This window comes from Streptomyces sp. NPDC057743, from assembly GCF_042798755.1.
Taxonomy (GTDB): Bacteria; Actinomycetota; Actinomycetes; order Streptomycetales; family Streptomycetaceae; genus Streptomyces.
Window position 1 is genome coordinate 1 of sequence record NZ_JBHVJX010000063.1, and the last position, 25,271, is coordinate 25,271.

26 protein-coding genes and 1 pseudogene are annotated in these 25,271 nt (G+C 70.5%); 11 read left to right on the forward strand and 16 right to left on the reverse strand.

The window, feature by feature from the left end:
• Positions 1–305: 305 nt before the first annotated feature.
• From bioD to bioB, 3 genes are all read right to left on the reverse strand, one after another.
• Positions 306–1,031: a dethiobiotin synthase gene (bioD, locus tag ACFVFQ_RS36725; protein WP_383424742.1), complete on the reverse strand. Its 726-nt coding sequence runs from the start codon at positions 1,029–1,031 to the stop codon at positions 306–308.
• A 94-nt stretch (positions 1,032–1,125) separates the two neighbouring features.
• On the reverse strand, positions 1,126–2,430 hold the full coding sequence (locus tag ACFVFQ_RS36730; protein WP_383424744.1) for an adenosylmethionine--8-amino-7-oxononanoate transaminase: 1,305 nt from the start codon (positions 2,428–2,430) through the stop codon (positions 1,126–1,128).
• Positions 2,423–3,565 carry a biotin synthase BioB gene (bioB, locus tag ACFVFQ_RS36735; protein ID WP_383424749.1) on the reverse strand — a complete coding sequence of 381 codons (1,143 nt, stop codon included), beginning with the start codon at positions 3,563–3,565 and terminating at the stop codon, positions 2,423–2,425. The genes ACFVFQ_RS36730 and bioB overlap by 8 nt, the downstream gene beginning before the upstream one ends.
• Before the next feature lie 230 nt (positions 3,566–3,795).
• On the opposite strand from bioB, the gene ACFVFQ_RS36740 reads away from it, so the two are divergent.
• Positions 3,796–5,010 (forward strand): 8-amino-7-oxononanoate synthase, encoded by a 1,215-nt coding sequence (locus ACFVFQ_RS36740; RefSeq protein ID WP_383424755.1) that lies wholly within the window; start codon positions 3,796–3,798, stop codon positions 5,008–5,010.
• Between the two features lie 277 nt (positions 5,011–5,287).
• Complete coding sequence (locus tag ACFVFQ_RS36745) at positions 5,288–5,716, forward strand: ATP-binding protein (RefSeq protein WP_383424757.1); 429 nt, start codon at positions 5,288–5,290, stop codon at positions 5,714–5,716.
• A gap of 116 nt (positions 5,717–5,832) precedes the next feature.
• Here ACFVFQ_RS36745 and ACFVFQ_RS36750 read toward each other — a convergent pair whose 3' ends face one another.
• The 6 genes from ACFVFQ_RS36750 to ACFVFQ_RS36775 all read right to left on the reverse strand — a co-directional run bounded on the left by ACFVFQ_RS36750 (position 5,833) and on the right by ACFVFQ_RS36775 (position 10,784).
• Complete coding sequence (locus ACFVFQ_RS36750) at positions 5,833–6,306, reverse strand: C40 family peptidase (protein ID WP_383424759.1); 474 nt, start codon at positions 6,304–6,306, stop codon at positions 5,833–5,835.
• 415 nt (positions 6,307–6,721) lie between these two features.
• Positions 6,722–7,027 carry a hypothetical protein gene (locus ACFVFQ_RS36755; RefSeq protein WP_383424761.1) on the reverse strand — a complete coding sequence of 102 codons (306 nt, stop codon included), beginning with the start codon at positions 7,025–7,027 and terminating at the stop codon, positions 6,722–6,724.
• Between the two features lie 7 nt (positions 7,028–7,034).
• The gene (locus ACFVFQ_RS36760; protein ID WP_383424764.1) at positions 7,035–7,670 is read right to left on the reverse strand and encodes an ATP-dependent Clp protease proteolytic subunit; all 636 of its coding nucleotides are present in this window, start codon (positions 7,668–7,670) and stop codon (positions 7,035–7,037) included.
• Between the two features lie 374 nt (positions 7,671–8,044).
• Positions 8,045–9,073, reverse strand: a complete 1,029-nt coding sequence (locus ACFVFQ_RS36765; protein ID WP_383424766.1) for a hypothetical protein — start codon at positions 9,071–9,073, stop codon at positions 8,045–8,047.
• Between the two features lie 72 nt (positions 9,074–9,145).
• Positions 9,146–9,799 (reverse strand): MBL fold metallo-hydrolase, encoded by a 654-nt coding sequence (locus tag ACFVFQ_RS36770; RefSeq protein WP_383424768.1) that lies wholly within the window; start codon positions 9,797–9,799, stop codon positions 9,146–9,148.
• 97 nt (positions 9,800–9,896) lie between these two features.
• Positions 9,897–10,784: a LysR family transcriptional regulator gene (locus ACFVFQ_RS36775; protein WP_383424770.1), complete on the reverse strand. Its 888-nt coding sequence runs from the start codon at positions 10,782–10,784 to the stop codon at positions 9,897–9,899.
• 194 nt (positions 10,785–10,978) lie between these two features.
• Between ACFVFQ_RS36775 and ACFVFQ_RS36780 the strand changes: the two genes are divergently transcribed.
• Positions 10,979–11,368, forward strand: a complete 390-nt coding sequence (locus tag ACFVFQ_RS36780) for a VOC family protein (protein ID WP_383424772.1) — start codon at positions 10,979–10,981, stop codon at positions 11,366–11,368.
• A gap of 479 nt (positions 11,369–11,847) precedes the next feature.
• The gene (locus tag ACFVFQ_RS36785) at positions 11,848–12,162 is read left to right on the forward strand and encodes a type II toxin-antitoxin system Phd/YefM family antitoxin (protein ID WP_383424774.1); all 315 of its coding nucleotides are present in this window, start codon (positions 11,848–11,850) and stop codon (positions 12,160–12,162) included.
• A gap of 57 nt (positions 12,163–12,219) precedes the next feature.
• Here the strand turns inward: ACFVFQ_RS36785 and ACFVFQ_RS36790 are convergent, their stop codons facing one another.
• Positions 12,220–13,149, reverse strand: coding sequence for a M28 family metallopeptidase (locus tag ACFVFQ_RS36790; protein WP_383424803.1), 930 nt, complete (start codon positions 13,147–13,149; stop codon positions 12,220–12,222).
• A 537-nt stretch (positions 13,150–13,686) separates the two neighbouring features.
• Between ACFVFQ_RS36790 and ACFVFQ_RS36795 the strand changes: the two genes are divergently transcribed.
• Genes ACFVFQ_RS36795 through ACFVFQ_RS36820 form a run of 6 tightly spaced genes read left to right on the forward strand, consistent with a single transcriptional unit; the run spans position 13,687 to position 18,321 of the window.
• Positions 13,687–13,989, forward strand: coding sequence for an urease subunit gamma (locus ACFVFQ_RS36795; protein ID WP_383424776.1), 303 nt, complete (start codon positions 13,687–13,689; stop codon positions 13,987–13,989).
• Between the two features lie 17 nt (positions 13,990–14,006).
• Positions 14,007–14,318, forward strand: a complete 312-nt coding sequence (locus ACFVFQ_RS36800) for an urease subunit beta (protein WP_383424778.1) — start codon at positions 14,007–14,009, stop codon at positions 14,316–14,318.
• Complete coding sequence (locus ACFVFQ_RS36805; RefSeq protein ID WP_383424780.1) at positions 14,311–16,032, forward strand: urease subunit alpha; 1,722 nt, start codon at positions 14,311–14,313, stop codon at positions 16,030–16,032. Before ACFVFQ_RS36800 ends, ACFVFQ_RS36805 begins: the two co-directional genes overlap by 8 nt.
• Before the next feature lie 42 nt (positions 16,033–16,074).
• Positions 16,075–16,749, forward strand: coding sequence for an urease accessory protein UreF (locus tag ACFVFQ_RS36810; RefSeq protein WP_383424782.1), 675 nt, complete (start codon positions 16,075–16,077; stop codon positions 16,747–16,749).
• A 58-nt stretch (positions 16,750–16,807) separates the two neighbouring features.
• The gene (ureG, locus tag ACFVFQ_RS36815; protein ID WP_383424785.1) at positions 16,808–17,503 is read left to right on the forward strand and encodes an urease accessory protein UreG; all 696 of its coding nucleotides are present in this window, start codon (positions 16,808–16,810) and stop codon (positions 17,501–17,503) included.
• Entirely contained in the window at positions 17,500–18,321 is an 822-nt protein-coding gene (locus ACFVFQ_RS36820) for an urease accessory protein UreD (protein WP_383424787.1), read from the forward strand. The genes ureG and ACFVFQ_RS36820 overlap by 4 nt, the downstream gene beginning before the upstream one ends.
• Before the next feature lie 17 nt (positions 18,322–18,338).
• Here the strand turns inward: ACFVFQ_RS36820 and ACFVFQ_RS36825 are convergent, their stop codons facing one another.
• The 6 genes and pseudogenes from ACFVFQ_RS36825 to ACFVFQ_RS36850 all read right to left on the reverse strand — a co-directional run bounded on the left by ACFVFQ_RS36825 (position 18,339) and on the right by ACFVFQ_RS36850 (position 24,108).
• Positions 18,339–18,713 (reverse strand): hypothetical protein, encoded by a 375-nt coding sequence (locus tag ACFVFQ_RS36825; protein WP_383424791.1) that lies wholly within the window; start codon positions 18,711–18,713, stop codon positions 18,339–18,341.
• A 125-nt stretch (positions 18,714–18,838) separates the two neighbouring features.
• Positions 18,839–19,234 carry a roadblock/LC7 domain-containing protein gene (locus ACFVFQ_RS36830; protein ID WP_383424793.1) on the reverse strand — a complete coding sequence of 132 codons (396 nt, stop codon included), beginning with the start codon at positions 19,232–19,234 and terminating at the stop codon, positions 18,839–18,841.
• A gap of 70 nt (positions 19,235–19,304) precedes the next feature.
• The gene (locus tag ACFVFQ_RS36835; RefSeq protein ID WP_383424795.1) at positions 19,305–20,156 is read right to left on the reverse strand and encodes a hypothetical protein; all 852 of its coding nucleotides are present in this window, start codon (positions 20,154–20,156) and stop codon (positions 19,305–19,307) included.
• A 9-nt stretch (positions 20,157–20,165) separates the two neighbouring features.
• Complete coding sequence (locus tag ACFVFQ_RS36840; protein WP_383424797.1) at positions 20,166–20,552, reverse strand: hypothetical protein; 387 nt, start codon at positions 20,550–20,552, stop codon at positions 20,166–20,168.
• A 1,169-nt stretch (positions 20,553–21,721) separates the two neighbouring features.
• Positions 21,722–23,489 (reverse strand): annotated as a pseudogene (locus ACFVFQ_RS36845) (IS481 family transposase).
• Positions 23,490–23,577: 88 nt separating this feature from the next.
• Complete coding sequence (locus tag ACFVFQ_RS36850) at positions 23,578–24,108, reverse strand: transposase (RefSeq protein WP_383424799.1); 531 nt, start codon at positions 24,106–24,108, stop codon at positions 23,578–23,580.
• A gap of 161 nt (positions 24,109–24,269) precedes the next feature.
• On the opposite strand from ACFVFQ_RS36850, the gene ACFVFQ_RS36855 reads away from it, so the two are divergent.
• Positions 24,270–25,052, forward strand: coding sequence for a DUF3152 domain-containing protein (locus ACFVFQ_RS36855; protein ID WP_383424801.1), 783 nt, complete (start codon positions 24,270–24,272; stop codon positions 25,050–25,052).
• Positions 25,053–25,271 lie beyond the last annotated feature (219 nt).

Sequence of the window (25,271 nt, forward strand, 5' to 3'; positions counted from 1 at the left end):
ACAACCCACGGCCGTTCACCTGGACCAAGACCGCCGACGAAATCCTCGACAAAGTCGCCGCATACTGCAAACGAATCCCCGACTCAGGACACTAGCGGGGACAGGCCCTAGAAGACCGTCTGCACAAGCTCGTTGACATCCTCCACGCGAATGCCAACGCCCCCTCACGACTCTCCGCCACCACCGAAAGCGAGACAGGGCCGTTGACCGTACAGACCCGCCGGCTGCCGCGCGAGGCCGATGCGCTCCGGGGCGCCCGGAGCACCCGGCCGGTATCCGAGCGGCCAGCCGCTGCGGCGACCCAATTACCGTGCGGGAGTGGGCCGTTCGGTACCGAGGAGGGGCGGGGTGAAGGTGCCGCCCAGGTCTGGGGCCAGCCAGTTGGGGGCGGTGGCGCGGAAGGCGTCCGGCGACAGGGTGCCGGAGCCCTCTGGGATGGCGCCGAGGAGGGGGGCGCCGGCGGCCTTCGGCAGGTCGGCGAGGTTGCAGCGGGCCGCGAGCCCGGGCTCGGCCGGCCAGCTGCCGATCACGACGCCGGGGCAGTCCAGGCCGTGCGAGCGCAGCGCCAGCGCGGTCAGCGCGGTGGCGTTGAGGGTGCCGAGCCCGGCCTCGACGACCACCAGGACCGGCGCGCCGGCCATCCGCGCCGCGTCGGCCAGGGTGTTCCCCTCGTCGTCGAAGCGGACCAGCAGCCCGCCGGCGCCCTCGACCAGGACCAGGTCGTGCGAGGCGGCCAGCTTCGCGGCGGCTTCGGCGATCTCCTGCGGGCGCACCGCCGGCAGTCCGGCCCGTCGGGCCGCGGTGTCGGGCGCCAACGGCTCGGGGAAGCGGGCGAGTTCGCTGAGGGTGACCGGACCGGCCAGCCGCCCGACCTCCGCCGCATCGCCCGGCTCGTCCGCCGCCAGTCCCGTCTGGGCGGCCTTGAGGACCGCCACCGAACGGCCCCGGTGGAGCGCCGTCGCGGCGACCGCGGCGGCGGTCACGGTCTTGCCGATCTCGGTACCCGTACCGGTCACGAACAGCACCGACATGGGGTGCTCCTTTCCAGCTCATGGTGGATGGTGGGGCGTTGGGGAGGAGGGGCGGGGGAGTGTCGCCCCCTGCCCCCCGCCCCGTGCCGCGGGGTCAGCCCTCGCGGGCCGCCGCGCACACCGCGGCGCAGATCCGCGCCACGTCCTCGTCGCCGGTGATGTACGGCGGCATGGTGTAGATCAGGTCCCGGAACGGGCGCAGCCAGACGCCCTCCCGGACGGCGGCCCGGGTCGCGGCCGCCATGTCCACCTCGTGGTCGAGCTGGACCACGCCGATCGCGCCCAGCACCCGGACGTCGCGCACCCCGGCGCCGCCGGCCGCGGCCGCCAGCCCGCCGCGCAGCCCGGTCTCGATCCGCTTGACCTCCTGCGCCCAGTCCTGGGACAGCAGCAGCTCGATCGACGCGTCGGCGACGGCGGCGGCCAGCGGATTGCCCATGAAGGTGGGGCCGTGCGCCAGCACCGGCAGCTCGCCGCGGGAGATCCCCTCGGCCACCTCCGCGGTGCACAGGGTCGCCGCCAGCGTCAGATAGCCGCCGGTCAGCGCCTTGCCCAGGCACATCACGTCCGGCACGATCCCGGCGTGCCCGGCCGCGAAGAGGGCGCCGGTCCGGCCGAAACCGGTGGCGATCTCGTCGAGGATCAGCAACACCCCGTGGGCGTCGCAGGCTTCGCGGAGCACCCGCAGATAGTCGGGGGAGTGGAACGCCATCCCGCCCGCGCCCTGCACCACCGGCTCCACGATCACCGCCGCCAACTCCTCGGCATGACGGGCGATCAACTCCCGTAGATGCGCCGCGTACGCCGGGTCCGGTGGGGCGTCGAAGCCGGCCGGCGGCGCATCCGCGAAGAGCTGCCGGGGCAGCACGCCCTGCCACAACTCGTGCATCCCGCCGTCCGGATCGCACACCGACATCGGCTGCCAGGTGTCGCCGTGGTACCCGCCGCGCCAGGTCAGCAGCCGCTGCTTGCCCGGCTTGCCCCGCGAACGCCAGTACTGGAGGCACATCTTGACGGCCACCTCCACCGACACCGAACCGGAGTCGGCGAGGAAGACGTGCCGGAGCGGCTCGGGGGTGATGTCCACCAGCCGCTTGGCGAGCCGGACCGCCGGCTCGTGGGTGAGCCCGCCGAACATCACATGGCTCATCCGGTCCAACTGGCCGCGGGCCGCCTCGTTGAGCACCGGGTGGTTGTAGCCGTGCACCGCCGACCACCAGGACGACATCCCGTCCACCAACTCCGTCTGCCCCTCGACCGGTTGGGCCAGGCGCAGCCGGACGCCGCTGGCCGACTCGACCAGCAGCGGCTCGCTCCGACCGGGCATCGGCCCGTATGGGTGCCAGACGTGCTGCCGGTCGAGCGCCAACAACTCGGCGGGGGCGAGCGGCTCAGGCATTGGGCGGCAGGTCGGTGCCGGCGCCGCGACGGCGCACCGCGACCAGATCGCGCCGGGTCTCCTCGGAGGGGGCCGGGACGGTGGCCTCGGGGGTGGTCGCCGGCTCCGTGTCCGCGACCGCCGCCGCGTCCCTGCGGTGCGCCGGCAGCGTGGCGGTGTCGGTGCCCTCCACCTCGAACCCGGCGTCCGCGATCATCGCCAGGTCGTCCTTGCCGGCCTGCCCCTCGCTGGTCAGATAGTCGCCCAGGAAGATGGAGTTGACCAGGTGCAGGGCGAGCGGCTGGAGGCTGCGCAGATGCACCTCGCGACCGCCGGCCAGCCGGACCTCCATGTCCGGGCAGACGAACCGGACCATCGCCAGGATGCGCAGGCAGCGCTGCGGGGTGAGGTGCCACTCCTTGGCCAACGGGGTGCCCTCGAAGGGGATCAGGAAGTTGACCGGCACCGAGTCCGGGTCCAGCTCGCGCAGCGCGAAGACCACGTCCACCAGGTCGGCGTCGGACTCGCCCATGCCGGCGATCAGCCCGGAGCAGGCGGACATGCCCGCGGACTGGGCCTGTTGGACGGTGTCGACCCGGTCGGAGAAGTCGTGCGTGGTGCAGATGTCGCCGTAAGTGGCTTCCGAGGTGTTGAGGTTGTGGTTGTAGGCGTCGGCGCCCGCCGCGCGCAGCCGCTCCGCCTGGCCGTCGCGGAGCAGCCCCAGGCAGGCGCAGACCTCGATGCCCTCGTTCTGCTCCTTGATGGTGGAGATGGTCTCGGTGACCCGCTCCACGTCCTTGTCCGTCGGCCCCCGGCCGCTGGCCACCAGGCACACCCGCTTGGCGCCGCCGGCCACCCCGGCCGCGGCCGCCTTGGACGCGTCGTCCGGCTTGAGCCAGGTGTACTTGAGGATCTCCGCCTTCGAGCCCAGCCGCTGGGAGCAGTACGAGCAGTCCTCGGGGCACAGGCCCGACTTGAGGTTGACGAGGTAGTTGAGCTTGACCCGCCGCCCGAACCACTGGCGGCGCACCTTCCCCGCCGCGGCCACCACATCGAGCAGTTCGTCGTCGGACGTCGCCAGCACGGCGAGCGCCTCGTCACGGGTCGGCACCTCGCGCCGCAGTCCCTTGTCCACCAGTGTGTTCAGCAGGTCCATGGCCCTGATCCTGGCCTACGCGCGGGGCCCCGGCCAAGGAGGATTCCCACAATGCCCGGCGATCGGGGTGTGTGTATCACCACACCGTCTGCGCGCGGAACGACCGCTAACGTCTATCGACAGCCCACAATCGAGGCCCCGCAGGCCCGTTGCCCAGGCCGCATCCCCGACGCCCGCGCACCGGGCCGGGGACGAGGCGCGTGGCCCGGGCCGACAGACGAAGGACGCCGATGCCGCAGGACCCCGCTCCGACGCTGCTCTACGACACCCCGGACGAGCCCGCCACGGCCCCCCGGCCGTCCGGTGGCGGGGCGTTCGACTGGATCGACGACGCCCGCGCCGAACGCCACCGCGCCGGCCTGGTCCGCGAACTGCGGCCCCGCCCGGCCGACTCCGCGGTGCTGGACCTCGCCGGCAACGACTACCTCGGGCTGGCCCGACACCCCGAGGTGACCCGGGGCGCGGCCGAGGCCGCCCAACACTGGGGCGCCGGCGCGACCGGCTCCCGGCTGGTGACCGGCAGCACCGAACTCCACGCCCAACTGGAGCGCGAGCTCGCCGCGTTCTGCGGTTTCGAGGCGGCGCTGGTGCTGTCCTCCGGCTACACCGCCAACCTCGCCGCGGTCACCGCGCTCACCGCCCCCGGCACCCTGGTCGTCTCCGACGCCGGCAACCACGCCTCCCTCATCGACGGCTGCCGGCTCTCCAAGGCCCGCACCGAAGTGGTCCCGCACGCCGTCCCGGAGGCCGTCCGCGCCGCGCTGGCCGGCCACCCCGGCCGGGCGTTGGCGCTCACCGACTCGGTCTTCTCGGTGGACGGCGACGCCGCGCCCCTGCCCGCGCTCGCCGACGCCTGCCGGACCCGGGACGCCGCGCTGGTGGTCGACGACGCGCACGGGCTGGGCGTGTTGGGCGAGGGCGGCCGGGGCGCGCTGGCCGCCGCGGGGCTGGCCGGCGACGCCGACGTGGTGGCGACGGTGACCCTCTCCAAGTCCCTCGGCTCCCAGGGCGGTGCGGTGCTGGGCCCGGCCCGGGTCATCGAGCATCTGGTCAACACCGCCCGCTCGTTCATCTTCGACACCGGGCTGGCACCGGCGGCGGTCGGTGGCGCGCTCACCGCCCTCCGGCTGCTGCGCCGCGAGCCGCACCGCCCGGCGCGGGTGAGGCAGGTGGCCCGGGAACTGCACGCCCGCCTCACCTCGGCGGGGCTGACGGCGGTGTGCCCGGACGCCGCGGTGGTCTCGGTCCGCGCCCCCTCCCCGGAGGCGGCCGTCCGCTGGGCCGCGGACTGCCGGGCGGCCGGGCTCGCGGTCGGCTGCTTCCGCCCGCCGTCGGTGCCCGACGGGATCTCCCGGCTGCGGCTCACCGCCCGCGCGGACCTGACGGACGCTCAGGTCGCCGCGGCGGCCGCCACCATCGTGGCGACCGCACCGGTGGCCGGATAGCGCCGCCCGACCACACCGGCATCGCGGTCACACCGGCCGCGCCGCCGTCACTGGAGCCCCATACACCCCAAACACCGTTCACCGCACCAGAGTTCACCGCATCGGGCGAGCACACAGCGACAGAACTCTGTATATCTTGGGTGATCACCCGCCACACCGGCAGCATGGGTGGCAGTCTGGCGCACAGTACACAACCGAGGACGTCGGGCCCCGGCCGGGAAGCGCGTCTTCCCCGTGGGTCACGGCCACGCCTCGGTGGGAAAGGGGCGGCGTCGTCATGGCAGACCACCAGGAATCCACCCGCACACTGCCGAGCCTGGACGCCTCGGTCGCCGCCGCCCGGGGACACGTCCGGGACGTCCTCGTCCAATGGGGCCTACCGCCCGACGCGGCGGCCCTCGACGACCTCGTCCTGATGGTCTCCGAGCTCGCCACCAACGCCGTCCAGCACACCCGCGGCTGCTCACCGCACTTCACCGTCGCACTCCGCCTGGACCGCGACGAACGGCTGTGCCTGGGCGTCGCCGACGGCCAGCCGCGCCCACCGCGCCGGCTGCCCGCCGCGGTGCAGCAGGACAACGGCCGGGGCCTGGTCATCATCCGCTCCCTGGCCGCGGAACGCGGCGGCCGGCTCTGGGTCGAGCCCACCGCCGGCGGCAAGGCGGTCTGGGTAACGGTGCCCTGGCCACCCGTCACCTCCCGATGACCAGGCCCTGACGGCGTCGTCCTGATCGTCACACCGCGACGGCGGCGCCTTCGCGACCACATCGCCAACTTACCGGGCCCCACTGACAGTTGACCGGGCGTCGGCGTCGTCCCCGGTCAGCGCACCCGTCCGTACCAGACGGTGCGGCTCCAGATCCGCTCCAGCCGGACCACCGCGCCGGCCTTGGGCGCGTGCCAGATCCGGTCCTCGCCGGCGTAGATGCCGACGTGGTAGATGCCGCTGCCGGCGTGGAAGAAGACCAGGTCGCCGCCGCGGCGGGCGGAGCGCGAGACGTGCTCGGTGCGCCGGTACTGCTGGGCCGCGGTGCGCGGCAGGGCCCGTCCGGCGCGTCGGTAGGAGTAGAGCGTCAGCCCCGAGCAGTCGAAGGCGTCCGGCCCCTGGGCCCCCCACTGGTACGGGGCGCCCTCCTTGGAGGCGGCGATCCGCAGCGCCTTGGTGGAGACGGAGGCTAATTCGGGCTCCGCGGCGGCTCCCGGGGACGGTGCGGGACCGCCCAGGGTGACCAGGGTGAGGGCGGAGACGGCGCCGGCGCGCACCAGGAGGTGCGGCTTCTGCACGCGCATGGCCATGCACAACCCTTCGTCAGCCGGTGATCCGGACGGCGGCGTTGGCCGCCGGTCCGGACCGCCCCGTCGCTGTGGCGGGGGCTTGTCGTCGAAGGGATCGTCACGCACCACCCGCCCGATTTCCGAGCTGAAACTGCCGTGTGTGACATTGGTCACATTTGGTGTGAATGGGTGGATTTGCGGAGATCGGCCCGGCCGTCGGCGCGTCGGCGGGGCCGGGACCAGCGTCGAAACCCAAGGGGGGCGGGAAATGTCGGCAACTCGCGCAATTCCTCGCCCCCTTACCGCAGCCGCGCCCGCTACGCCGTCTGCGCACTGACGAGTCGTCCGTGTCCCCGGAATGCCGGGCCCGTACCCCTGTAACGCGCCCCGCGCCAGGGCCCGTACGACTCCGCGGGCGGGCCCCGTGACGGTCGGGTCAGGGGCCGTCCTGCGGCGGCACGGTCACCCGCCGCGCCCGACGCTCCCCGTCCAGCACCCGCAGCGCCCGGCCCAGGGTCGCACTGTGCAGTTCGCTCTCGCCCCGGTCGTGCATCAGGGCCAGTGCCTCCCGTAGCTCGGTGGACTTGCTTACCAGGGCCTGGGCGGCGCGCAGGCCCTGGTAAGTGGTGGTGTCGCGGGCCGGGTTGATCCGGCCCAGCAGGTCCAGGACCTCCAAGTAGCAGTCGATCAACCGGCCTTCGGCCCGGGTGAGGGCGGGCAGCGGCGGCAGCTCCGGCAGCACCGGGACCTCACCTCCCCAGGGGTGAGAGCCCGGCGTGCTTACGGCCGTGGGTGAGGGCGTCGATGAGCCCGTACTCCAGGGCGGCGGGGGCGTCGAAGAAGGTGTCCCGCTCGGTGTCCGCGGCGATTCGCTCGCGGGGCTGCCCGGTGTGCTCGGCCAGCATCTCCTCCAGTTTGTCGCGGGTGCGCAGCAGCTCCTCGGCCCGGATCTGTAGGTCGTCGGCCTGGCCCTGGACCGTCTCACCGAGGGCGGGTTGATGGATCATCACCCGGGCGTGCGGCAGGGCCAGCCGCTTCCCCGGGGTGCCGGCGGCCAGCAACACCGCGGCCGCGGAGGCCGCCTGGCCCAGGCAGATCGTCTCCACGTCGCAGGAGACGAAGCGCATCGTGTCGTAGATCGCGCACATCGCGGTGAACGAGCCGCCGGGGGAGTTGATGTAGAGCGAGATGTCCCGGTCCGGCGCGGCGTGTTCGAGGTGCACGAACTGCGCCATCACGTCGTTGGCGGAGGCGTCGTCGATGGGCGTGCCCAGGAAGACGATCCGCTCGTCGAGCAGCTTGGAGTACGGGTCCAGGGTCCGGATCCCGTAGCTGGTGCGCTCGGTGAACTCGGGCAGGACGTAGCGGGCCGTCGGCCTCAGCATGACTGCTCCCTTCCGTCTGTAAAAAATGTACAGGACGTACGTTCTGTTAGGGGACCCGATTCTGGTGATCAAGTCAAGTGCCCAGGCCAGAGAGGGGGTTTTGGTCCTTGCTGGGGCTCGTGTCTCATGGCGCCGCCACCGCGCTCCCCTGGCGCGTGGCCGGGCATGGAGGTGCCCGGTCAGGTCGCAGGGTGTGGCTGGACGGATCGATCGATGGCGCGTAGAGGCGCACGCAGTCGGGTGGCCCGGAGGAGACTCCTCCTCCGGGCCACCCGACCTTCACGCTGTACAGCAGCCGATCAACTGCGTTGCCACCGACCGGAATTCCTCAATCCTGGGCCCGCGCAGTGCGAAGGCGGACCTCCACGGCCGCCCTACGCCGCAGGCTTGTTCAGCCAGTCCGCCTCGGTGGTCCAGAACATCTGGCGCGCCCCGAGGTAGTCGCGCGCGAAGCTCGTGAACCGCTCGCGGGTGTACGGCTTGCCCGTCTTGGGGTCCTTGGCGTTGATGTCGGGTTCCTGGACGGCCATCGCCACGAGGGGGAGGGAACCCTGGTACGCATGGAGGAACTTGTAGGAGTTCTCCATCTGGTACGGCCGGTCCGGCAGGGTGTCCGGGCCGCCGATGCCGATTTTCTTGTCCCTGGCGAGGTCGAACATTTCCTTCATGCGCTTGTGGTCGTCGTCGTCCGGCAGGAAGTTGATGTACTGGATGAACTGCGTCTTGGTGAAGACCTTCTTGCCGAAGCGCATGTTGTCGATCTCGGCGTCGATGTACGACTTCGAGGTGTACTTGGTGTGATCCGTCTTGGTGTCCACGTCGACCGCGGTCTCCGGAAGGTTCACTCCGGCGAGCTTGCCGTCGAACTTCTCCGCCATCGCCTTCAACATGGCCTGGAAGTCTGCTCGCACGCCCTTGTTCCACTGCGCGACCATGGCCCCGTGAGTGGTCGGGTTGTCGGGGTTCTCATCGACCGTCGGCGCCACCCCGCCCTCGTCCTTCACATACTGGGGGACGTTGGCGTCCTTCATCGCTACGTCGAAGAACCGGTCCTGAACCTGGACGAACAGCTTCTTATGGCGTTCCTGGAGGTACTTCAGGGCATTGTCCAGTCGCGACCACCTGTACTCCCCCTTCTTCCCCTCAAGGGCCTTCCAGGGCACCACTACTTGCACGCCCCCGATGTCCTTACGGTCAATCATGGCCTTGACCTTCGGATTCGCGCCGGACGTAGCATCCTCGAAATCGCCGAGCGACATGTACAGGTTGTCCGTCACCTTGCCGTGGGGCACGGAGGCAGTGGCCTTGGCGGGGTCGGGAGCCGCGGCAACGACCCCGGCGGCGGCCGTCAGGGCGACCGCCGTGAGGACAACAGATCCGACTACACCACGTTGCTTCGTCATGAACGGGACGCTAGGGAAAGGTTCTTAGCGAAATATAAGAGCGTCCGCCAACGGGTGCGGGCGGCCCGATCCTCAGGGTTGCTCGCCCGGCCTTGCGAGCTGTTGTTCCAGCGCGACGCTCTCGCCGGGGTGAAGCCGTCGGATGTCGGCGTCCGCCCGCTTGGCCTCCCTTGCCAGGACGTCGTCCAGGACCTTCAGACCCCACTCGTTCAGGAGCCCGTCATGGATCGCGTAGGCGCGACGCGGCGACATCCGGCGCAGGTAGTCGATCATTGCGGGAACCGTCAGCCACGGTGCCTGGCCCGGCAGCAGCACTGTGGGTGCGTCGACCACCGTCAGGGCGTCTCCCGGGTGGAAGACCTCCCCGTCGACCAGGAACCCGACGTTGTCGACCGGAGGCGCGTCGGGGTGGCTGTGGTGATGCTTGTCGCCGGCGACTGCCACCTCGAAGCCGGCGATGGCGAAGTGGTCACCGTCGTGGACGACATGGACCCGTTCGCCGAGCTCGCGCAAGTGGCGGGCGACCCCGGAGCAGGTGTAGACGGGCGCCTGGGAGCCGCGCAGGCGTTCCGGATCGAAGTGGTCGTAGTGCTCGTGCGTGACGAGGACGGCCTCGGCCGCCGCCGACGCCTCGGGCTCAGGAGTCATCAGGCCGGGGTCGATGACGATTGCCCGGCCGTTCTTCTCCAGCCGTACGCAGGCGTGACCGAACTTGGTGATCTTCATGAAGCCAACTCTGTCACCCAACACGGCGCGGCGGCACCGGTGTTCGGGCGTTCGCGATCGGCCGAACATGCCTGGCACGGGGCCCCATCAGTACCCGTTACGCAGCCGAGGGGCGGGTGTCGATGTCCAGCAGTGCGAGGAAGGCGGAGGTGGCGGGTGACGGGGGGAACCGGCTCCAGACGAGGCGTTCCACGCGTACCGGCCCGTTGGTGACCGGCACGGTCCGCAGGCCGTGGAGTTCGGCGGCGAACGTCGCGGGCAGCAGGGCGATGCCCAGTCCATGGCGGACCATGGGGGCCATGAGCTCGACCCCGGACACCTCGAAGGCGACCTCGCGCCGCAGGCCGGCCGCCGCGAACGCCTGGTCCGACTGGGCGCGGGCGGCGCTGCCGTCGGCGAAGTCCACGAACGCCTCCTCGGCGAGGAGACGGAGGTCCACCTCGTGTCGCGTGGCCAGTGGGTGGTCCGGGGCGAGAACGGCGACGTGCTGCGCGTGGGCGAGTTCCCGGTCATGGACGCCCTGCGGCAGGAATCCGGGCTGAACGCCGAGCAGTGCCGCGTCCAGTTGGCCGTCGCGGACCCGCTCGACGAGCTGCTCACTGGAACCGGCCCGCAGGCTGATCCGCACCTGGGGGTAGCGCAGGCGGTAGTCCCGTAGCACCGCCGGGAGATCTACGGACGCCACGGCGGGGATCGACCCCACGGTCAGCTTGCCCCGTATCTCGCCGGTGGCCGCCGCCACGTCCGCACGAGCTCGTTCGGCCGCTTCCAGAGCCTGGCGGGCAGCGGGCAAGAACGCCTCGCCGGCCGTGGTCGGCCGCACCCGGCGACTGGTCCGCTCGAACAGCCGGGCCCCCAACTCCTTCTCCAGCCGGGCCACTTGGTGGCTGAGCGCGGACTGGACGACGTGGCACCGCTCCGCGGCACGGGTGAAGCTCGCGGTCTCCGCCACCGCGACGACGTAACGCATCTGCTGTAGGTCCATTGATCCATGATGAAACGTGATGGATATCGATGACCAGTATGTGTTGGACCGATGGATGCCTGCTCGGCGATGCTGAAGTCCACGGCGGGCCACGGCGGTCAGCAACCGACCACCGTCCCGGACCGGAGGGGCCGGGACCGTCGGCCCCGTCGTACCACCACCGGCGCCCGGCGCCCGACCCAGCGGAGACACCCATGCGCGTGATCGCTTTCGACCACCTCGTCCTCAACGTCGCCGACATCGAGCGTTCGCTCGGGTTCTACACCGGCCCGCTGGGGCTGGAACCGGTGCGGGTGGAGGAGTGGAGGGCCGGCAGGGCCCCCTTCCCGTCCGTGCGAGTGAGCCCCACCACCATCATCGACCTCGTCGAGGCGTCCGACGCGCGGCCGCAGGGCTCCAACGTCGACCACATCTGCCTGGTGGTCGAGCCGCTCGACTGGCAACAGGTCATCGATTCCGGTGTCTTCACCGTGCTGGACGGTCCCGGCGAACGCTACGGCGCCCGGGGCACCGCAATCTCCCTCTACGTACAGGACCCGGACGGCAACACCGTGGAACTGCGCTGGTACCCGCAGGACACCTGAGCGTCTCTTGACGGCCCATCAGGCACATGACTGGCAGGTTGTCTGCAGGGCGAAGTAGACGAAGTAAAGGTCGGGCACGGCCAACTGGCAAGCACGCTCTCCGACTTCGTCGACCGTGGCAGCGTGAAGTGGACAACCTCGCCAAGGATGGTCAGGAGTTCGCCACCCGCCTGACCACAGGCGCCAACGCCTACCGCAGCGTCGAGGAACACACCCCGGCGCCGTGCTGGGCGTGCCGGCCGTGGCGGTCTCGGTCAGCGCGAAGGTGGCGGCGACGAGCTTGGGGGCCGTGGTGTGCACCAGGTCGACCAGCTGCTGGGCGCTGCGGAACGTCGTGACCAGGAGACTCTTCGTGTCACCTCGTCTCACACATCTCTCACGGACGAGAGCGTACGGGACCACGCGAACGCCTCTGACCTGGACCTTCACCGTCGTCACGGGCCACTGTGGACCAGGCGGACGTTACGTAGGCTAGGAGCATGGCCTACGAAATTCCGGTGACGCAAGCCCGGGCCGAGCTGGCGGATCTGATCAACCGCGTCGTCTACGGCGGTGAGCGGGTGGTCGTCACCCGTCACGGCAAGCCCCTGGCGGCGCTGGTGTCCGCCGCTGACCTGGAGCGACTTGAGGAATGGGGGCGAAGCGAGCAGGCCGAGGAGCAGGACCAGGTGATCAGTACGGTCTCGTCCGTGCGGCACCTGCCGTCCGCTCCGGGCGAACGCCGCCGCTTCGGGATCGCCGCGGAACACCGCGACCCGGCCGCCGGGGATCGGCGACCGGGTCGGGAGGGATGACCTCGGTGGAGCGCGGGACGGCCGCGAAAGGCCGCGTCCGTCAGTGCTTCCGGGGCGTCAGGAGCTGAGCTGCCAGACCGCGTTGGCGATGGCGTCCGCGTGGTTGTGCAGCGCGGTGTCGTCGATGTTCTTGGACGTGTCGCAGGCGCGGTGGTAGCAGGCGTCGAACGCCTTGCCCGCGGTGCCGCCCCAGTTCTTCGCCTGGGCGTCGGTCTTGATGTAGTCGGCCCCGGAGAAGAGGCCGCCGACCGGGATGCCGGCCTTCTGGAAGGGGGCGTGGTCGGAGCGGCCGTCGCCCTCGGTGTCCCATTCGGTGGCGATCTTCTTGGTGCCGAACCAGTCCGTGAAGACCTTGGCCAGCTTGTCGTTGTAGTGGTAGACGAAGTAGCCGGGGTTCGGCGAGCCGATCATGTCGAAGTTCAAGTACGCGGAGATCTTCGAGCGGTTGGCGCCCAGCGTGTCGACGTAGTGCCCGGAGCCGACCATGCCGTCCTCCTCGTCGCCCCACCAGGCGAAGCGGAGGTGCTTGGTGGGCTTGAGGTGCTGCTTGGCGACGGCGAGCGCGACCTCCAGGATGCCGGCCGAGCCGGAGCCGTCGTCGTTGATGCCCGGACCGGCGTCGACCGAGTCGAGGTGCGAGCCGACCATCACCGTCGAGTCCTCGGCGCCGCCCGGCCAGTCGGCGATCAGGTTGTAGCCGGTGGCGCCGCCGCTGGTGAACTCCTGGACGCTGGTGGTGAATCCGGCCGCGTCCAGCTTGCCCTTGATGTAGTCGACCGACGCCTTGTAGCCGGGCTGGCCGTGGGCGCGGGTGCCGCCGTTGGCGTCGGCTATGGACTGGAGCTTGTCGAGGTGGGCCTTGATGCCGGCCACCGGGATGTCCGGCGCGGACTGGGTGCGGGGCGCGGTGGCCTGGGCGGCCGCCGTGGTGCCCAGTAGTGCGGCGACGGCGGTGGCGGCGCCGGCGGCGAGGGCCGCGCGGCGCATGCGGGAAGAGCGTGACACGGAGGGCTCCGATGCTGTTGTGGGGGGTGAAGTGCAGCGGAAATCTTGACGCGTGCATGAGGATCGCTAGGGGCTTTCCTTGCAGTCAAGAGCGGATATCGGACAGCCCCGTTCGCACATCGGAATGCCGTCTGTTTTCGGGGGATACCTCCCCTTGGTTGCGGGTTATCCCGACCGATTTTCCGCACTGTGGAAGGGGGGTGAGGTGTGGAATTCGCCACCCGCGATTTCGTACAACCCTGGAGGTCGGGGAGGGGGGGCGCGGTCGCCGGACGGTAACGGCCGGTGATTTCCGGCGGGTTACGTCAGGCGCGACAAGGGGGCCGCAATTCCTGGCCCGCCGTAACGGCGGTGAAATCTCGCCGAACTACCCTTCCGCCATGAGGTAGTTACTGATCAACTAGTGGAAACCGGTTTGCTCACCCTTTAAACATTGTGTGGTACATCTAACGGCGCAGGTAAGTTCACGCCTGTGACCTGGGTAAATGCGCCCGGGTGGAAACCTGTGAGGTGGAACGTATGCAACTGACCCCGCATGAGCAGGAACGGTTGTTGATTCATGTGGCGGCAGACGTGGCCGAAAAGCGGCGGGCCCGGGGTGTGAAGCTCAACCACCCCGAAGCCATCGCCCTGTTGACGGTACACATCCTCGAAGGGGCGCGGGACGGCCGTACCGTCGCCGAGCTGATGTCCTCCGGGCGCAAGGTGCTCACCCGCGACGACGTGATGGACGGCGTCCCGGAGATGATCCACGACGTCCAGGTCGAGGCCACCTTCCCCGACGGCACGAAGCTCGTCACCGTTCACGAACCCATCAACTGACCACGGGAGCGCAGAAAATGATCCCGGGACAGATCCTCTACGCCGACGAGCCGGTGCGCCTCAACGAAGGCCTCCCCCTCACGCGCATGACCGTCCTCAACTCCGCCGACCGCCCAGTCCAGGTCGGCTCCCACTACCACTTCGCCGAGGCCAACCCCGGCCTCGACTTCGACCGCGCGGCCGCGCACGGCATGCGGCTGAACGTCGCGGCCGGCTCCGCCGTGCGCTTCGAGCCCGGCATCCCCACCGAGGTCGAGCTGATTCCCCTCGCGGGCAAGCGGATCGTTGTGGGGCTGCGCGGTGAGACCGGAGGTTCTCTCGATGGCTGAACTGACCCGCCAGGAATACGCCGACCTGTTCGGCCCCACGGCCGGCGACCGCATCCGGCTCGCCGACACCGACCTGGTCATCGAGATCAGCGAGGACCGCTCCGGCGGCCCCGGCCGGGCCGGCGACGAGGCGGTCTTCGGCGGCGGCAAGGTGATTCGCGAGTCGATGGGGCAGTCCCGCGTCACCCGCGCCGAGGGCGCCCCGGACACCGTGATCACCGGCGCCGTGGTGCTCGACCACTGGGGCATCGTCAAGGCCGACGTCGGCATCCGGGACGGCAAGATCACCGCCCTGGGCAAGGCCGGCAACCCCGACACCATGGACGGCGTCCACCCCGACCTGGTCATCGGCCCGGAGACCGAGGTCATCGCGGGCAACGGCAAGATCCTCACCGCCGGCGGCATCGACACCCACGTCCACTTCATCTGCCCCCAGCAGGCGGACGAGGCGCTGGCCTCCGGCGTCACCACCCTGGTCGGCGGCGGCACCGGCCCCGCCGAGGGCAGCAAGGCCACCACCATCACCCCCGGTGCCTGGCACATCGCCCGGCTCTTCGAGGGCATGGACAACGTCCCGGTCAACGTCGGGCTGCTCGGCAAGGGCAACACCATGTCCCTGCCGTCGATGCGCGACCAACTCCGCGCCGGCGTCCTCGGGTTCAAGATTCACGAGGACTGGGGCGCCACCCCCGCCGTCCTCGACGCCTGCCTGTCGATCTGTGAGGAGAGCGGCGCCCAGCTCGCGATCCACACCGACACTCTCAACGAGGCCGGCTTCCTCGGCGACACCATCGCCGCCATCGCCGGCCGCTCCATCCATGCCTTCCACGTCGAGGGCGCCGGCGGCGGCCACGCCCCCGACATGATCGCGATGGTCTCCGAGCCCAACGTGCTGCCCGCGTCCACCAACCCCACGCGGCCGCACACCGTCAACACCGTCGAGGAACACCTCGACATGTTGATGGTCTGTCACCACCTCAACCCGGCGGTCCCGGAGGACCTGGCCTTCGCCGAGTCCCGGATCCGGCCCTCCACCATCGCCGCCGAGGACATCCTGCACGACCTCGGCGCCATCTCGATCATGTCCTCCGACGCCCAGGCCATGGGCCGGATCGGCGAGGTCGTGCTCCGCACCTGGCAGACCGCGCACGTCATGAAGCGCCGCCGGGGCGCCCTGCCGGGCGACGGCCGGGCCGACAACCACCGCGCCCAGCGCTACGTCGCGAAGTACACCATCAACGCGGCCCTCGCCCAGGGCATCGACCACGTCGTCGGCTCGGTCGAGAGCGGCAAGCTGGCCGACCTCGTGCTGTGGGACCCGGCGTTCTTCGGTGTCAAGCCCCAACTGGTCATCAAGGGCGGCCAGATCGCCTACGCGCAGATGGGCGACGCCAACGCGTCCATCCCGACCCCGCAGCCGATCCTGCCCCGCCCGATGTTCGGCGCCACCGGCAAGGCCCCGGGCAGCAACTCGTTCAACTTCGTCTCCCAGCAGGCCATCGAGGACGACCTCCCCGAGCGCCTCCCGCTGGCGAAGTCCTTCGAGGCCATCCGTTCCACCCGCGGTGTCAAGAAGGCCGACATGCGCAACAACGACGCCCTGCCGCGGGTACACGTCGACCCCGACACCTTCACGGTGACCATCGACGACGAGGTGGTCGAGCCGGCCCCCGCCGCCGAACTCCCCATGGCTCAGCGGTACTTCCTCTTCTGACGTACCGTTCACGACGCCACGACAAGATCCGGAGCACCATCGATGAGTCGCGCTGCGCTGCTCGTCCTCGCCGACGGCCGGTTCCCCGCCGGAGGGCACGCCCACTCGGGCGGCGCCGAACCGGCCGTCACCGCGGGACACATCAAGGACGCCGCCACCCTCGCGACCTTCTGCCGGGGCCGGCTGCACACCGCGGGCCTGGTTGCCGCGGGGCTCGCCGCCGCGGCCGCCGCCGGCCTGGACCCGCTCGTCCTGGACGACGCCGCGGACGCCCGCACGCCCGTACCGGCGCTGCGTCAGGTCGCCCGCCGGCTCGGCCGGCAGATGATGCGGGCCGCCCGCGCCACCTGGCCGGGACCCGAGCTCGACGCGCTGGCCGCGGCCCGCCCGCGCGGCGCCCACCAGCCCGTCGTTCTCGGCCTGGCAGCCCGGTCCGCCGGGCTGACGCCCCTGGACGCGGCCTACGCGGTGGCCTACGAGAACATCAGCGGCCCGGCCACCGCCGCGGTCCGGCTGCTCAGCCTGGACCCGTTCGACGCCACTGCCGTCCTCGCCCGCCTCGCCGACGACCTCGACCAGGTCGCCCAGGCCGGCGCCGACGCCGCGCACCGCGCCGTCACCGAGGGCCCGGACGCCCTGCCCGCCGCCTCCGCGCCGTTGCTCGACATCGCCGCCGAAGCGCACGCCGCCTGGCCGGTACGGCTCTTCGCGTCCTGACCCGCCACCCACCCACCGCGCCGCCCACCCCGCGGCCCTACGAACCACCGGAGTCACCATGCACCTCGACCACCAGGACGGCTTCCCGCACCGGCACACCTACAGCGCCGCCGAACCGATCCGCCCCGACGGCACCCGGCGCGCCCTGCGCATCGGCCTCGGCGGCCCGGTCGGCACCGGCAAGACCGCCACCGTCGCCGCCCTGTGCCGCGTGCTGCGCGACGAGCTGTCCATCGCCGTCGTCACCAACGACATCTACACCCGCGAGGACGCCGAATTCCTGCGCCGCGAGGCGGTGTTGCCCACCGAGCGGATCACCGCCGTGGAGACCGGCGCCTGCCCGCACACCGCCATCCGCGACGACATCTCCGCCAACCTCGAAGCCGTCGAGGACCTGGAAGACGCCGTCGGCCCGCTCGACCTGGTCCTCGTCGAGTCCGGCGGCGACAACCTGACCGCCACCTTCTCCAAGGGCCTGGTCGACGCCCAGATCTTCGTCATCGACACCGCCGGCGGCGACGACATCCCGCGCAAGGGCGGCCCCGGCGTCACCACCGCCGACCTGCTGGTCATCAACAAGACCGACCTCGCCCCCTACGTCGGCGTGGACCTCGACGGGATGGCCCGCGACGCCAAGGCCCAACGCGGCGACCTGCCCGTCGCGTTCACCGCCCTCAAGCAGCCCGAGGGCGTCAAGCCGGTCGCCGACTGGGTCCGGGCGCAGCTGGCGAACTGGACCGCGGCCCAGGCATGACCACCCGCACCCTCCCGTTCCCCACCGCACCGCAGGCCACCGCCCTCCCGGCGGCCGGCCTGCGGGCCACCGCCCGCATCGTCGCCCGCGCCGACGAGCCGGGCGGCACCACCCGGCTGCCGGTCCTGGACGGCGGCGGCCCGTTCGCGCTGCGCCGCGTCCAGTCGCACGCCGACCAGGCCCGGGTCTGCCTGGTCGGCGCCATGAGCGCCCCGCTCGGCGGCGACCGGCTGCGCATCGAGGCCACCGCCGAGCCGGGCACCTCGCTCCGCATCACCGCGGCCGCGGCCACCGTCGCACTGCCCGGCCGGACCGGCGAACTGGCCACCTACGACGTCCACTTGACGGTAGGCGACGGCGCCCGGCTCGAATGGCTGCCGGAACCGCTGATCTCCGCCGAGAGCAGCGACCTGCGGATGACCACCACCATCGACCTCGCGCCCACCGCCAGCCTGGTGTTCCGCGAGGAACAGGTCCTGGGCCGCACCGGCGAGCAAACCGGCGCGCTCCGCAGCCGCCTGACGGTCCGCCAGGCCGGCCGCACCCTCCTCGACCAGGAGACCGCCTACGGCCCCTCAGCCCCCGGCTGGGACAGCTCCGCGGTCCTCGGCGACCACCGAGCCGTCGGCCAACTCCTTCGCTGCGGACCGGAGTTCGCCGACCAGCCGGCCGAGGTGACGCTGCTCGGCGGCGCCGCCGGCGACGGCGCCGGCCAGGGCGTCCTGGCCCCGCTCGCCGGACCCGCCGCACTGGCCACCGTGGTCGCCCCCGACGGCCTGACGCTACGTCGGCTGCTGGACGCGGCCGCGGCCGGCTGAGCGGCTCACTGAGTGGTTCACACCTCCAGATCGGCCTCCAGGCGGGCGAGACGGTGGCGCGCCAGCGCGAGGTTGGCGCGCTTGCGGTCCAACACCAGGTACAGGAAGAGGCCGTTGCCGCTCTTGCCCGTCAGCGGCCGGATGAGGTGGTACTGCGAGGTCAGCGTGATGAGCATGTCCTCGATGGCGCCCTGGAGTTCCAACATCTCCATGGTGCGCAACTTCGCGCGCACCACATCGGTGTTCCCGGCCGCCGCCACATTGAGGTCGAACGTCTGGGGATCGCCGAGCGTGGCGAGCGCCATGCCGCTGGTGTAGTCGACCAGCGCCACGCCTATCGCGCCCTCGATCGTGGACATCGCTTCGCTGAGGGCGGTTTCCATCTGCGTCATGAGGGATGGGCCTTTCACTGAATTCGGTGGAGTGACTGGTTAGTTGGGGGCGGCTGGGTGCTGGGCGGCCGGCGGTAGTGACCGGAAACCACCGGCCCACACATGCCCATTGACGGTTTGACGGTCTACCGGCCCGGTGGTGCGTCAAGTAGGGCCGCGACGCGCGTGGCGGTGCGTCGGGCCTGGAGGTGGAGCCGGCCCACGTTGGCCTCCGGGCCCGCCACGGCGGTGAGCACCGCGCGGCTGCCGGCCGCGTACGCCGCGATGTAGCCGCGGCTGCCGCGGGTCAGGTACTCCTCGAACCCGCCCTGCCCGGTCGCGTCGGTCAGACGCTTGGCCACGCCGATCGCCGCGGCGGTGAGCGCGGCCAGGCCGTCGGGTTCGATGTCCGGCAGGTCATGGGCGATCACCATCCCGTCCGCGCTCGCCACCATCCCGCCGTGCAGATGCCTGATGTGCTCGCGCAACGCGCGCAGTTCGTCCCGGATCCCGGACGCGATCGCCTCGGTCTCGCTCGTCATCGGTGTTCTGACGCTCCTTCTCCTGGCGCGCATTCCGAATACGCGCCTCATGGGCGGGGTTCACAAGGGTTCACAGGTTCTCCTCCAGTGCGGTGCGCAGGCGGACGAGGAGGGCGACATCCGGAGCCGCGGTCTCCAGCACGCCCGGGTCCGGGAGGTGCCACACCGCCGCGGCGTCCCGGCCCGGCCGCTCCTCCCGGAAGGCCCCGGGGCGCCGGCGCGGCAACCCCGCCGACACCCGCACCCGCCCGGCCGCGGCCAGCCGTCGCACCTCCAACAGCGTGCAGAACGCCGACTGGCCGAGCTCATGGGCGAGTTGGCCGGGGGTGCGCGCCCCATCGGCGTGTGCGAGCAACCGCCGCTGACGGCCGGTCAGGGGCGGACGGTCCGGCTGCTCCGCCGGCAGCGGCACCACCGGCGCGCCGTCGGCGGCCGCCCAGGCGCCCAGCCGGTCGAGCTGCGCCCGCCGCCGCGCCACCGCGGCCAGCAGCGCGGCCGCGCCGACCGGGCGGATCACCCCCAGCCAGTGCGCGTCGCCCGGGGTGAAGGAGGTGGCCCCGGAGGCCGGCGGCAGCACGAAGCACGCCGCGTCCAGCAGCGCGGCGAGCTGGCAGAGCTCCAGTTCACCGCGGGTCAACCAGCCCTGCGTCAGCAGGAATTGACCCCCCTGATGGGTCATTCCGGCGGCGGCCTCCGCGCGCCGCCAGCACTCCGGCGGCAACCGGCCGGCCCGCGCGAGCCGGGCCCCGATGTCGGGGGCCGCCGGGCACTCGACGCAGTAGACCGCGCCCTCGTGGAGGTAGACGCAGCCATCGGGGCCGCGCAGGGCGCCGGTGGCCCGTTGGGCGGCGTACCGACCCAACGGGCCGGATCGGTCGTCGTCACCGATCGGGCCCCGTTGCGGGAGCGGTGTCCCAGCCATGTCGGGGCGTCAGTCCGTCGCCGCCAACTCCGCGGCCAGTTCCCGCAGTCGCAATCGGGCGATGGCGAGGTTGGCCTGCGCCCGGTCCAGCCAGAGGTGCAGGCAGGTCTGGCTGTCGAAGGCGGTGGGCACCAGGCGGATCAGGTGGTAGCTGTTCCCCGCCGTGATGATCAGGTCCTCCAGCGGTTCCCCGTCCCCGTCCGCGGTGTCGAACGTGGCGTTCCGGGTCACCGCCTGCACCACCTCGGCGGCGTCCGCGGCCGCCGCCTCGTGGTCACCGTGCGGGGCCCGCCCGGCGGTGCCCAGCGTCAGCCCGCTCGTCCAGTCGGTCAGACCGGCCCCCTGGACTCCGGGAATCCCCATCGCACGGGTCAACACCTCGTCGATACCGGGCACTTGACGTCTCCCTCCGACCGCTGCGCTCCGCGCTGCCATGCACGACAAACGCGAGGCCCTCCCACATGGCGGTCCGTGGGAGAGCCTGCCCGGAAGGCTACTGAAGTTGGTACGGACCGCACCTGGCTATGCGGGTTGCCGCTGGCAATTGACTGGTTCTTGTCGGTCCCTGTCGCCTTCGTATTGGCCTCCCACGTAGCCGGCTTCCCGAAGCACCTAACTGCTACTTGTGACGGGCCTGAAGTGACCCGCCCGGAGCGATCTCGGACGGGACAAAGGGAGAGCGCTGAGCGCCGCGACCACATAGGTTCGCCAGCTTGGTGCATCTGACCGGCCCGCAAGCATCATCACCTGATGGCTTATCTCGGACTGGTGACCGTTGTCGCGCGTGCCTACGACGAGGCCATGCCTTCTATCGGGACGTCGTCGTCGGGTTCGCGCTGCGGGAAGACACCCCTGATCGACGATGAGAAGCGGCGGGTCGCTATCGCTCCGCCGGGAGCACGGAAAAAGCTGGGCTCCCGGTCAGGGCCACGACCGGCGGCAGGAGGCCCGTATCGGAGATCAGACCGGCGGCCAGGTCGGCTGGTTCTTGAACACCGACGTGTTCGAGCGCGACTACGAGCGGATACGGCCGGCCGAGGTCGTGTTCGAAGAGGCACCCCGACAGAAGCCGTACGGCACGGTTGCCGTCTTCTGGGATCTGTAGGGGAACCGATGGGATCTGATCCAGCTGAACCAGCCCGGTGGCACTGGGCAGTAACAGGACTCAGGTCTACGGCTATGCCGTTTGCAGAGGGCGTCCGCCCCAGCGAATGGACGTGGCTGGGAGGGCAGGAGTGTCCAATCAACGCCCCTGTCTCACTTCCGGCGGTGACGGAGAGTGTGGCTATCCGAGGAGGAGGCGATGCCGGAGCAGGGTGAACTCTGCGCGGCCGTGCGTGAGCTTCCCCCGTTGTGCGAGAGGTGCTGATCAGCAGGTCGGGACGGGTTGATGGGTGTTTAGGTTCGTTCGGCCATTGCCTGCTCGGTGTAGTGCTTCTCCTCGAACTCGATGGAGCTGAGTGTCAATGGCCACGAGTTGACCCCCGGTGATGTGAGGTCCCAGCTGATCTTGGACACTTTGGCGTCAGGAGATGCTTGACGGTCTCAGGACATGCCTGACGAGTTCAGCAGTGCTTCGTTGGCCGCTCGTGCACGGGATGGAAGCGGCTGATCGGGCCGGTCGCTTTGCGAGGGTGGACGGAGAGCTCGATGTCTCCGTCGAGGACGCGGAAGACAGTGTCCTCGATGACGATGGTGACGGTCTTGCCCGCGTGCGAGGCCCCAACACGTAGGCGCTGGTTGGCGACCATCGTGACGCCGTCCTTCGGGACCTTCCGAACGGCGCGCTGGGGCCCGGGCGGTGGCGGTGGCAGACGTGTCGTGGCCAGGCGGGCGCCGACAAGCGAGGCTCGCTTGGCTGCCTCGATGGGCGAGGCCAGGGTCTTCACCAGGTAGCCTCCCGCGATCACGTGGAGAACCCGGCCCTCGAAGCGAAGTGTGACCTGCTGTCCGGCGAGATGGGCGGCCAGCAGGATCCGTTGGCCACCGAGCTGCACGTCGCCGTCCCGGTTAGCGGTCCGGTCGACCTCAACGATCTGCTGCGGTCCGGCATGGGCGGCGGACGGCTGTCCAGGTTCAGGCCCGGCGATGCGGGCGCCCCGCAGGACGAGTTTCCTCAAGTCAGCCGGAGTCAGCCGGGACGAGCGGGTGCGGATGAGTTCGCTGGCGAGCAGGACATGGATGCTGCGGCAGTCGGCCCAGACGGTGACGGTTCTGCCGCCCAGGGCCTCGGTGAACTTGACCTGCTGGTTGTTCACCAGAATGACGCGGCCGATCGCGGAGACGGTCGTCTCCCACTCGACCGCTCGGATCTCGTCGTCGGAGACGGGTGTGCGCTGGGAAGGCAGCTCGGCCGGTAGGCGGAGCGGGCAGCGGGATATGGCTGCCGGGCGGTCCCGGGGGGAAGACGGACGCTGGGGCCGCCATGTCCAGGGACTGGTGCGGCCGGTCGTGGTTGTAGGCGTGAACCCAGGCATCGATCGCCGCCTGGGCGGTGGCCTGGTCAGCGAACGGACCAGAGTGGTCGAGAAGTTCGCGCCGAAGGCTCTTGTGCCACCGCTCGATCTTCCCGGTGGTCGTGGGTGATTGGGGCTTGGTCAGGCGGGCAGTGATGCCGTTCTCGCGGCAGACCCGCTCGAAGAGGACCTCGGCGGGCCGAGGCTTGGTGAAGCGACCGGTGAACTGCTTGCCGTTGTCGGTCAGGACCTCGGAGGGGACTCCGTAGACGCTCATGGCCTCGGCGAACGAGGTGGCCACGGCCCGGCCGGTGGGCTGGGACACGACCTTCGCGATCACGATGAACCGGGAGTGGTCGTCGATCCCGGTGACCAGCTTGCACTCGCGGCCGCCGGCCAGGAAGACGCCGCCCATGATGTCAAGCTGCCACAGCTGCATCGGGGCATCGCGCTGCCAACGGCGGTAGACACGGCGGTGGTTCTGTTCCTGGCGCCGGACCAGGCCGTTGCGGACCAAGATCCGGTGGACGGTGCTGCGGCCGGGGACCGCGGCTGTGTGGCGGCGCTGGAGCTCGTGAACGATCCGGCGGGCTCCCCAGCGTGGGTGAGCGAGCCGCAGCTCGCAGATCGTCGCCTCGATGTCCCCGGCGACCTGGGTCGGCGAGGTGCGTGGGCGGCGGGACCGGTCAGCCAGGGCCTCAAGCCCGCCCTCGTCGTACCGCGCGATCCACGAGTACACCGACTGCCGAGAGGCTCCCGCCTGCCGAGCCACCTGCGCTACCGGGTCGCCGTTCTTGACCTGCAGCACGGCCCGATACCGGTGTTCGGCCAGCCAACGACGGTCGTCGACAACGGCATCGTCCTGCTTCTCACCCACACACGGCTCAACGATGAGGCAGCGTCAAGGATGTGCTCGGACCGTCCAACATCTCGCCGGACTTCCGTGCCCAGCATCTCTTGGGACTTCACACTGCAGGGAGCTTTGCATTTCCGCCGTCAGCTGAGGAAGCCGAGCCGTTCCTGGATGCGACGGGAGTTATAGAAGCCGTCGATGTATGCGAAGAGTGCGAGGTTCGCCTCGGCATGTGTGGCAAGGTGCGGCCGCGCAGGCCTTGGGTCTTGACGAGCATCCACAGGCGCTTGCCGCCGTCGACCTCGGCCTGACGCACCCACGAGCGCACGGCCTCCCGGTTGACGCCGAGCTGGTCGGCGACCCGCGCGATCGTCCCGGTCCGCACTCCGGTCTGCTTGCGTATCTCGAACGCCATCCGGACCGCCCGCTCACGGAGCTCGTACGAGTACTTCCTCTTCGCTGGCATTAGTCCCAATCGTCCAGGACTCAGGACCTCCAACAGAGTCGGGGCGGTTCTCCTCCTGCGAAGACGCGTTCTGCTCGCACACTGACCGGCCGCTTCACGGAAAGTACCGAAGAGCCAGATCAAAGCTTCTGTTGACACAGCCTGCCCGCTTCGGTGCCTGATACCTGCCTGATACATGTCTGCGTGCTGCCAGAAGCACGGCCTTGATCGTGCAGATGTGGTCCTCGCCGAGGCTTGAGGACGCACCCCGACTTCCCAGACCAGGGGGGCAGCAGCCGCTGCCGATTACGAGCGACTACCCGTCCTCAGCGCCACCGCAAATCAAGGAGATGTCTGGCATGGGCAAACGTCATGCCCTGCGTCGTCGTGGAGGAAGCCGTCCACGCCACGCACGACGGCCGCTGGCCCGTGTACTCCTTGCCGGTTGTCTGCTGAGTGGCGCGTTTCTCGGCGGCGCGGCGCTCGCCGCCTGGCGTACCACGGCCGGCCCGTCAGACGGCCGGAATTCGGTATCTGCATCCCTGTCGCCATCCGACCATCTGAGCAGTCCGGCTGTGCCGGCCTCGGGGCCCGGAACCTTTACCACCGCGCAAGCGTCCGGCAAGGTCGTCGGCACCAGCGGTCCGCTGCGTCGCTACGAGGTGCAGGTCGAGGACGGCGTGAATGTATCCGCGGAACAGGCTGCCCTTGAGGTCCAGACGATCCTGTCCGATCCGCGCAGCTGGGCCGCGCACGGCAAGGGCCGGTTCCAGCTGGTGTCCAGCGGTGGCGACGTCGTCATCAAGATCGCCACCCCCAAGACCACCGACAAGCTGTGCGCCGCTGTTGGGGACACCGGCGGCGAGCTGAACTGCGAGGTCACTGGTGGTGTCATCGTCAACCTCAAGCGGTGGGTGACCGGTTCGCCGCAGTATGACGGGCCGCCGGCCGAGTACCGGCATCTAATCATCAACCACGAGACAGGCCACATGATCGGCTACCAACAGCACACGGCCTGCCCGGGTTCCGGAAAGCCCGCTCCGGTGATGATGCAGCAAATCAAGGGCCTGAACGGCTGCAAGTCCAACGCGTGGCCGTACACCGCGGATGGGACGTTCGTCACGGGGCCGCCGGTGGGTTAAGACCGTGTCTTATGTGGTGGTGGCTCGCTGGGTTGAACATGGGGCGGGGTAGGTGGAGTTTGAATCGCCGCGGGTTTGATGGAGATGATCAAGACCCGGAAGGATGCCGATTATGGCTGCTCCTCGTAAGTACCCTGACGAACTGCGTGAACGTGCAACGCGTCTGGTGGTCGAAGCCCGCAAAGACCCCGCTGGCCGGGCCGGGGCGATCAGGCGCAT

What these genes read in the sequence shown, in the direction of transcription:
- ACFVFQ_RS36750 (WP_383424759.1), bottom strand. Translation starts at nt 6,306, where the DNA reads ATGGCCATGCGCGTGCAGAAGCCGCACCTCCTGGTGCGCGCCGGCGCC.
- ACFVFQ_RS36775 (WP_383424770.1), bottom strand. Translation starts at nt 10,784, where the DNA reads ATGGACCTACAGCAGATGCGTTACGTCGTCGCGGTGGCGGAGACCGCG.
- bioB (WP_383424749.1), bottom strand. Translation starts at nt 3,565, where the DNA reads ATGGACCTGCTGAACACACTGGTGGACAAGGGACTGCGGCGCGAGGTG.
- ACFVFQ_RS36785 (WP_383424774.1), top strand. Translation starts at nt 11,848, where the DNA reads ATGGCCTACGAAATTCCGGTGACGCAAGCCCGGGCCGAGCTGGCGGAT.
- ACFVFQ_RS36855 (WP_383424801.1), top strand. Translation starts at nt 24,270, where the DNA reads ATGGGCAAACGTCATGCCCTGCGTCGTCGTGGAGGAAGCCGTCCACGC.
- ACFVFQ_RS36760 (WP_383424764.1), bottom strand. Translation starts at nt 7,670, where the DNA reads ATGCTGAGGCCGACGGCCCGCTACGTCCTGCCCGAGTTCACCGAGCGC.
- ACFVFQ_RS36830 (WP_383424793.1), bottom strand. Translation starts at nt 19,234, where the DNA reads ATGACGAGCGAGACCGAGGCGATCGCGTCCGGGATCCGGGACGAACTG.
- ACFVFQ_RS36740 (WP_383424755.1), top strand. Translation starts at nt 3,796, where the DNA reads ATGCCGCAGGACCCCGCTCCGACGCTGCTCTACGACACCCCGGACGAG.
- ACFVFQ_RS36820 (WP_383424787.1), top strand. Translation starts at nt 17,500, where the DNA reads ATGACCACCCGCACCCTCCCGTTCCCCACCGCACCGCAGGCCACCGCC.
- ACFVFQ_RS36825 (WP_383424791.1), bottom strand. Translation starts at nt 18,713, where the DNA reads ATGACGCAGATGGAAACCGCCCTCAGCGAAGCGATGTCCACGATCGAG.
- ACFVFQ_RS36765 (WP_383424766.1), bottom strand. Translation starts at nt 9,073, where the DNA reads ATGACGAAGCAACGTGGTGTAGTCGGATCTGTTGTCCTCACGGCGGTC.
- ACFVFQ_RS36795 (WP_383424776.1), top strand. Translation starts at nt 13,687, where the DNA reads ATGCAACTGACCCCGCATGAGCAGGAACGGTTGTTGATTCATGTGGCG.
- bioD (WP_383424742.1), bottom strand. Translation starts at nt 1,031, where the DNA reads ATGTCGGTGCTGTTCGTGACCGGTACGGGTACCGAGATCGGCAAGACC.
- ACFVFQ_RS36800 (WP_383424778.1), top strand. Translation starts at nt 14,007, where the DNA reads ATGATCCCGGGACAGATCCTCTACGCCGACGAGCCGGTGCGCCTCAAC.
- ACFVFQ_RS36770 (WP_383424768.1), bottom strand. Translation starts at nt 9,799, where the DNA reads ATGAAGATCACCAAGTTCGGTCACGCCTGCGTACGGCTGGAGAAGAAC.
- ACFVFQ_RS36805 (WP_383424780.1), top strand. Translation starts at nt 14,311, where the DNA reads ATGGCTGAACTGACCCGCCAGGAATACGCCGACCTGTTCGGCCCCACG.
- ACFVFQ_RS36810 (WP_383424782.1), top strand. Translation starts at nt 16,075, where the DNA reads ATGAGTCGCGCTGCGCTGCTCGTCCTCGCCGACGGCCGGTTCCCCGCC.
- ACFVFQ_RS36790 (WP_383424803.1), bottom strand. Translation starts at nt 13,149, where the DNA reads ATGCGCCGCGCGGCCCTCGCCGCCGGCGCCGCCACCGCCGTCGCCGCA.
- ACFVFQ_RS36780 (WP_383424772.1), top strand. Translation starts at nt 10,979, where the DNA reads ATGCGCGTGATCGCTTTCGACCACCTCGTCCTCAACGTCGCCGACATC.
- ACFVFQ_RS36745 (WP_383424757.1), top strand. Translation starts at nt 5,288, where the DNA reads ATGGCAGACCACCAGGAATCCACCCGCACACTGCCGAGCCTGGACGCC.
- ureG (WP_383424785.1), top strand. Translation starts at nt 16,808, where the DNA reads ATGCACCTCGACCACCAGGACGGCTTCCCGCACCGGCACACCTACAGC.
- ACFVFQ_RS36730 (WP_383424744.1), bottom strand. Translation starts at nt 2,430, where the DNA reads ATGCCTGAGCCGCTCGCCCCCGCCGAGTTGTTGGCGCTCGACCGGCAG.
- ACFVFQ_RS36835 (WP_383424795.1), bottom strand. Translation starts at nt 20,156, where the DNA reads ATGGCTGGGACACCGCTCCCGCAACGGGGCCCGATCGGTGACGACGAC.
- ACFVFQ_RS36850 (WP_383424799.1), bottom strand. Translation starts at nt 24,108, where the DNA reads ATGTATCAGGCAGGTATCAGGCACCGAAGCGGGCAGGCTGTGTCAACA.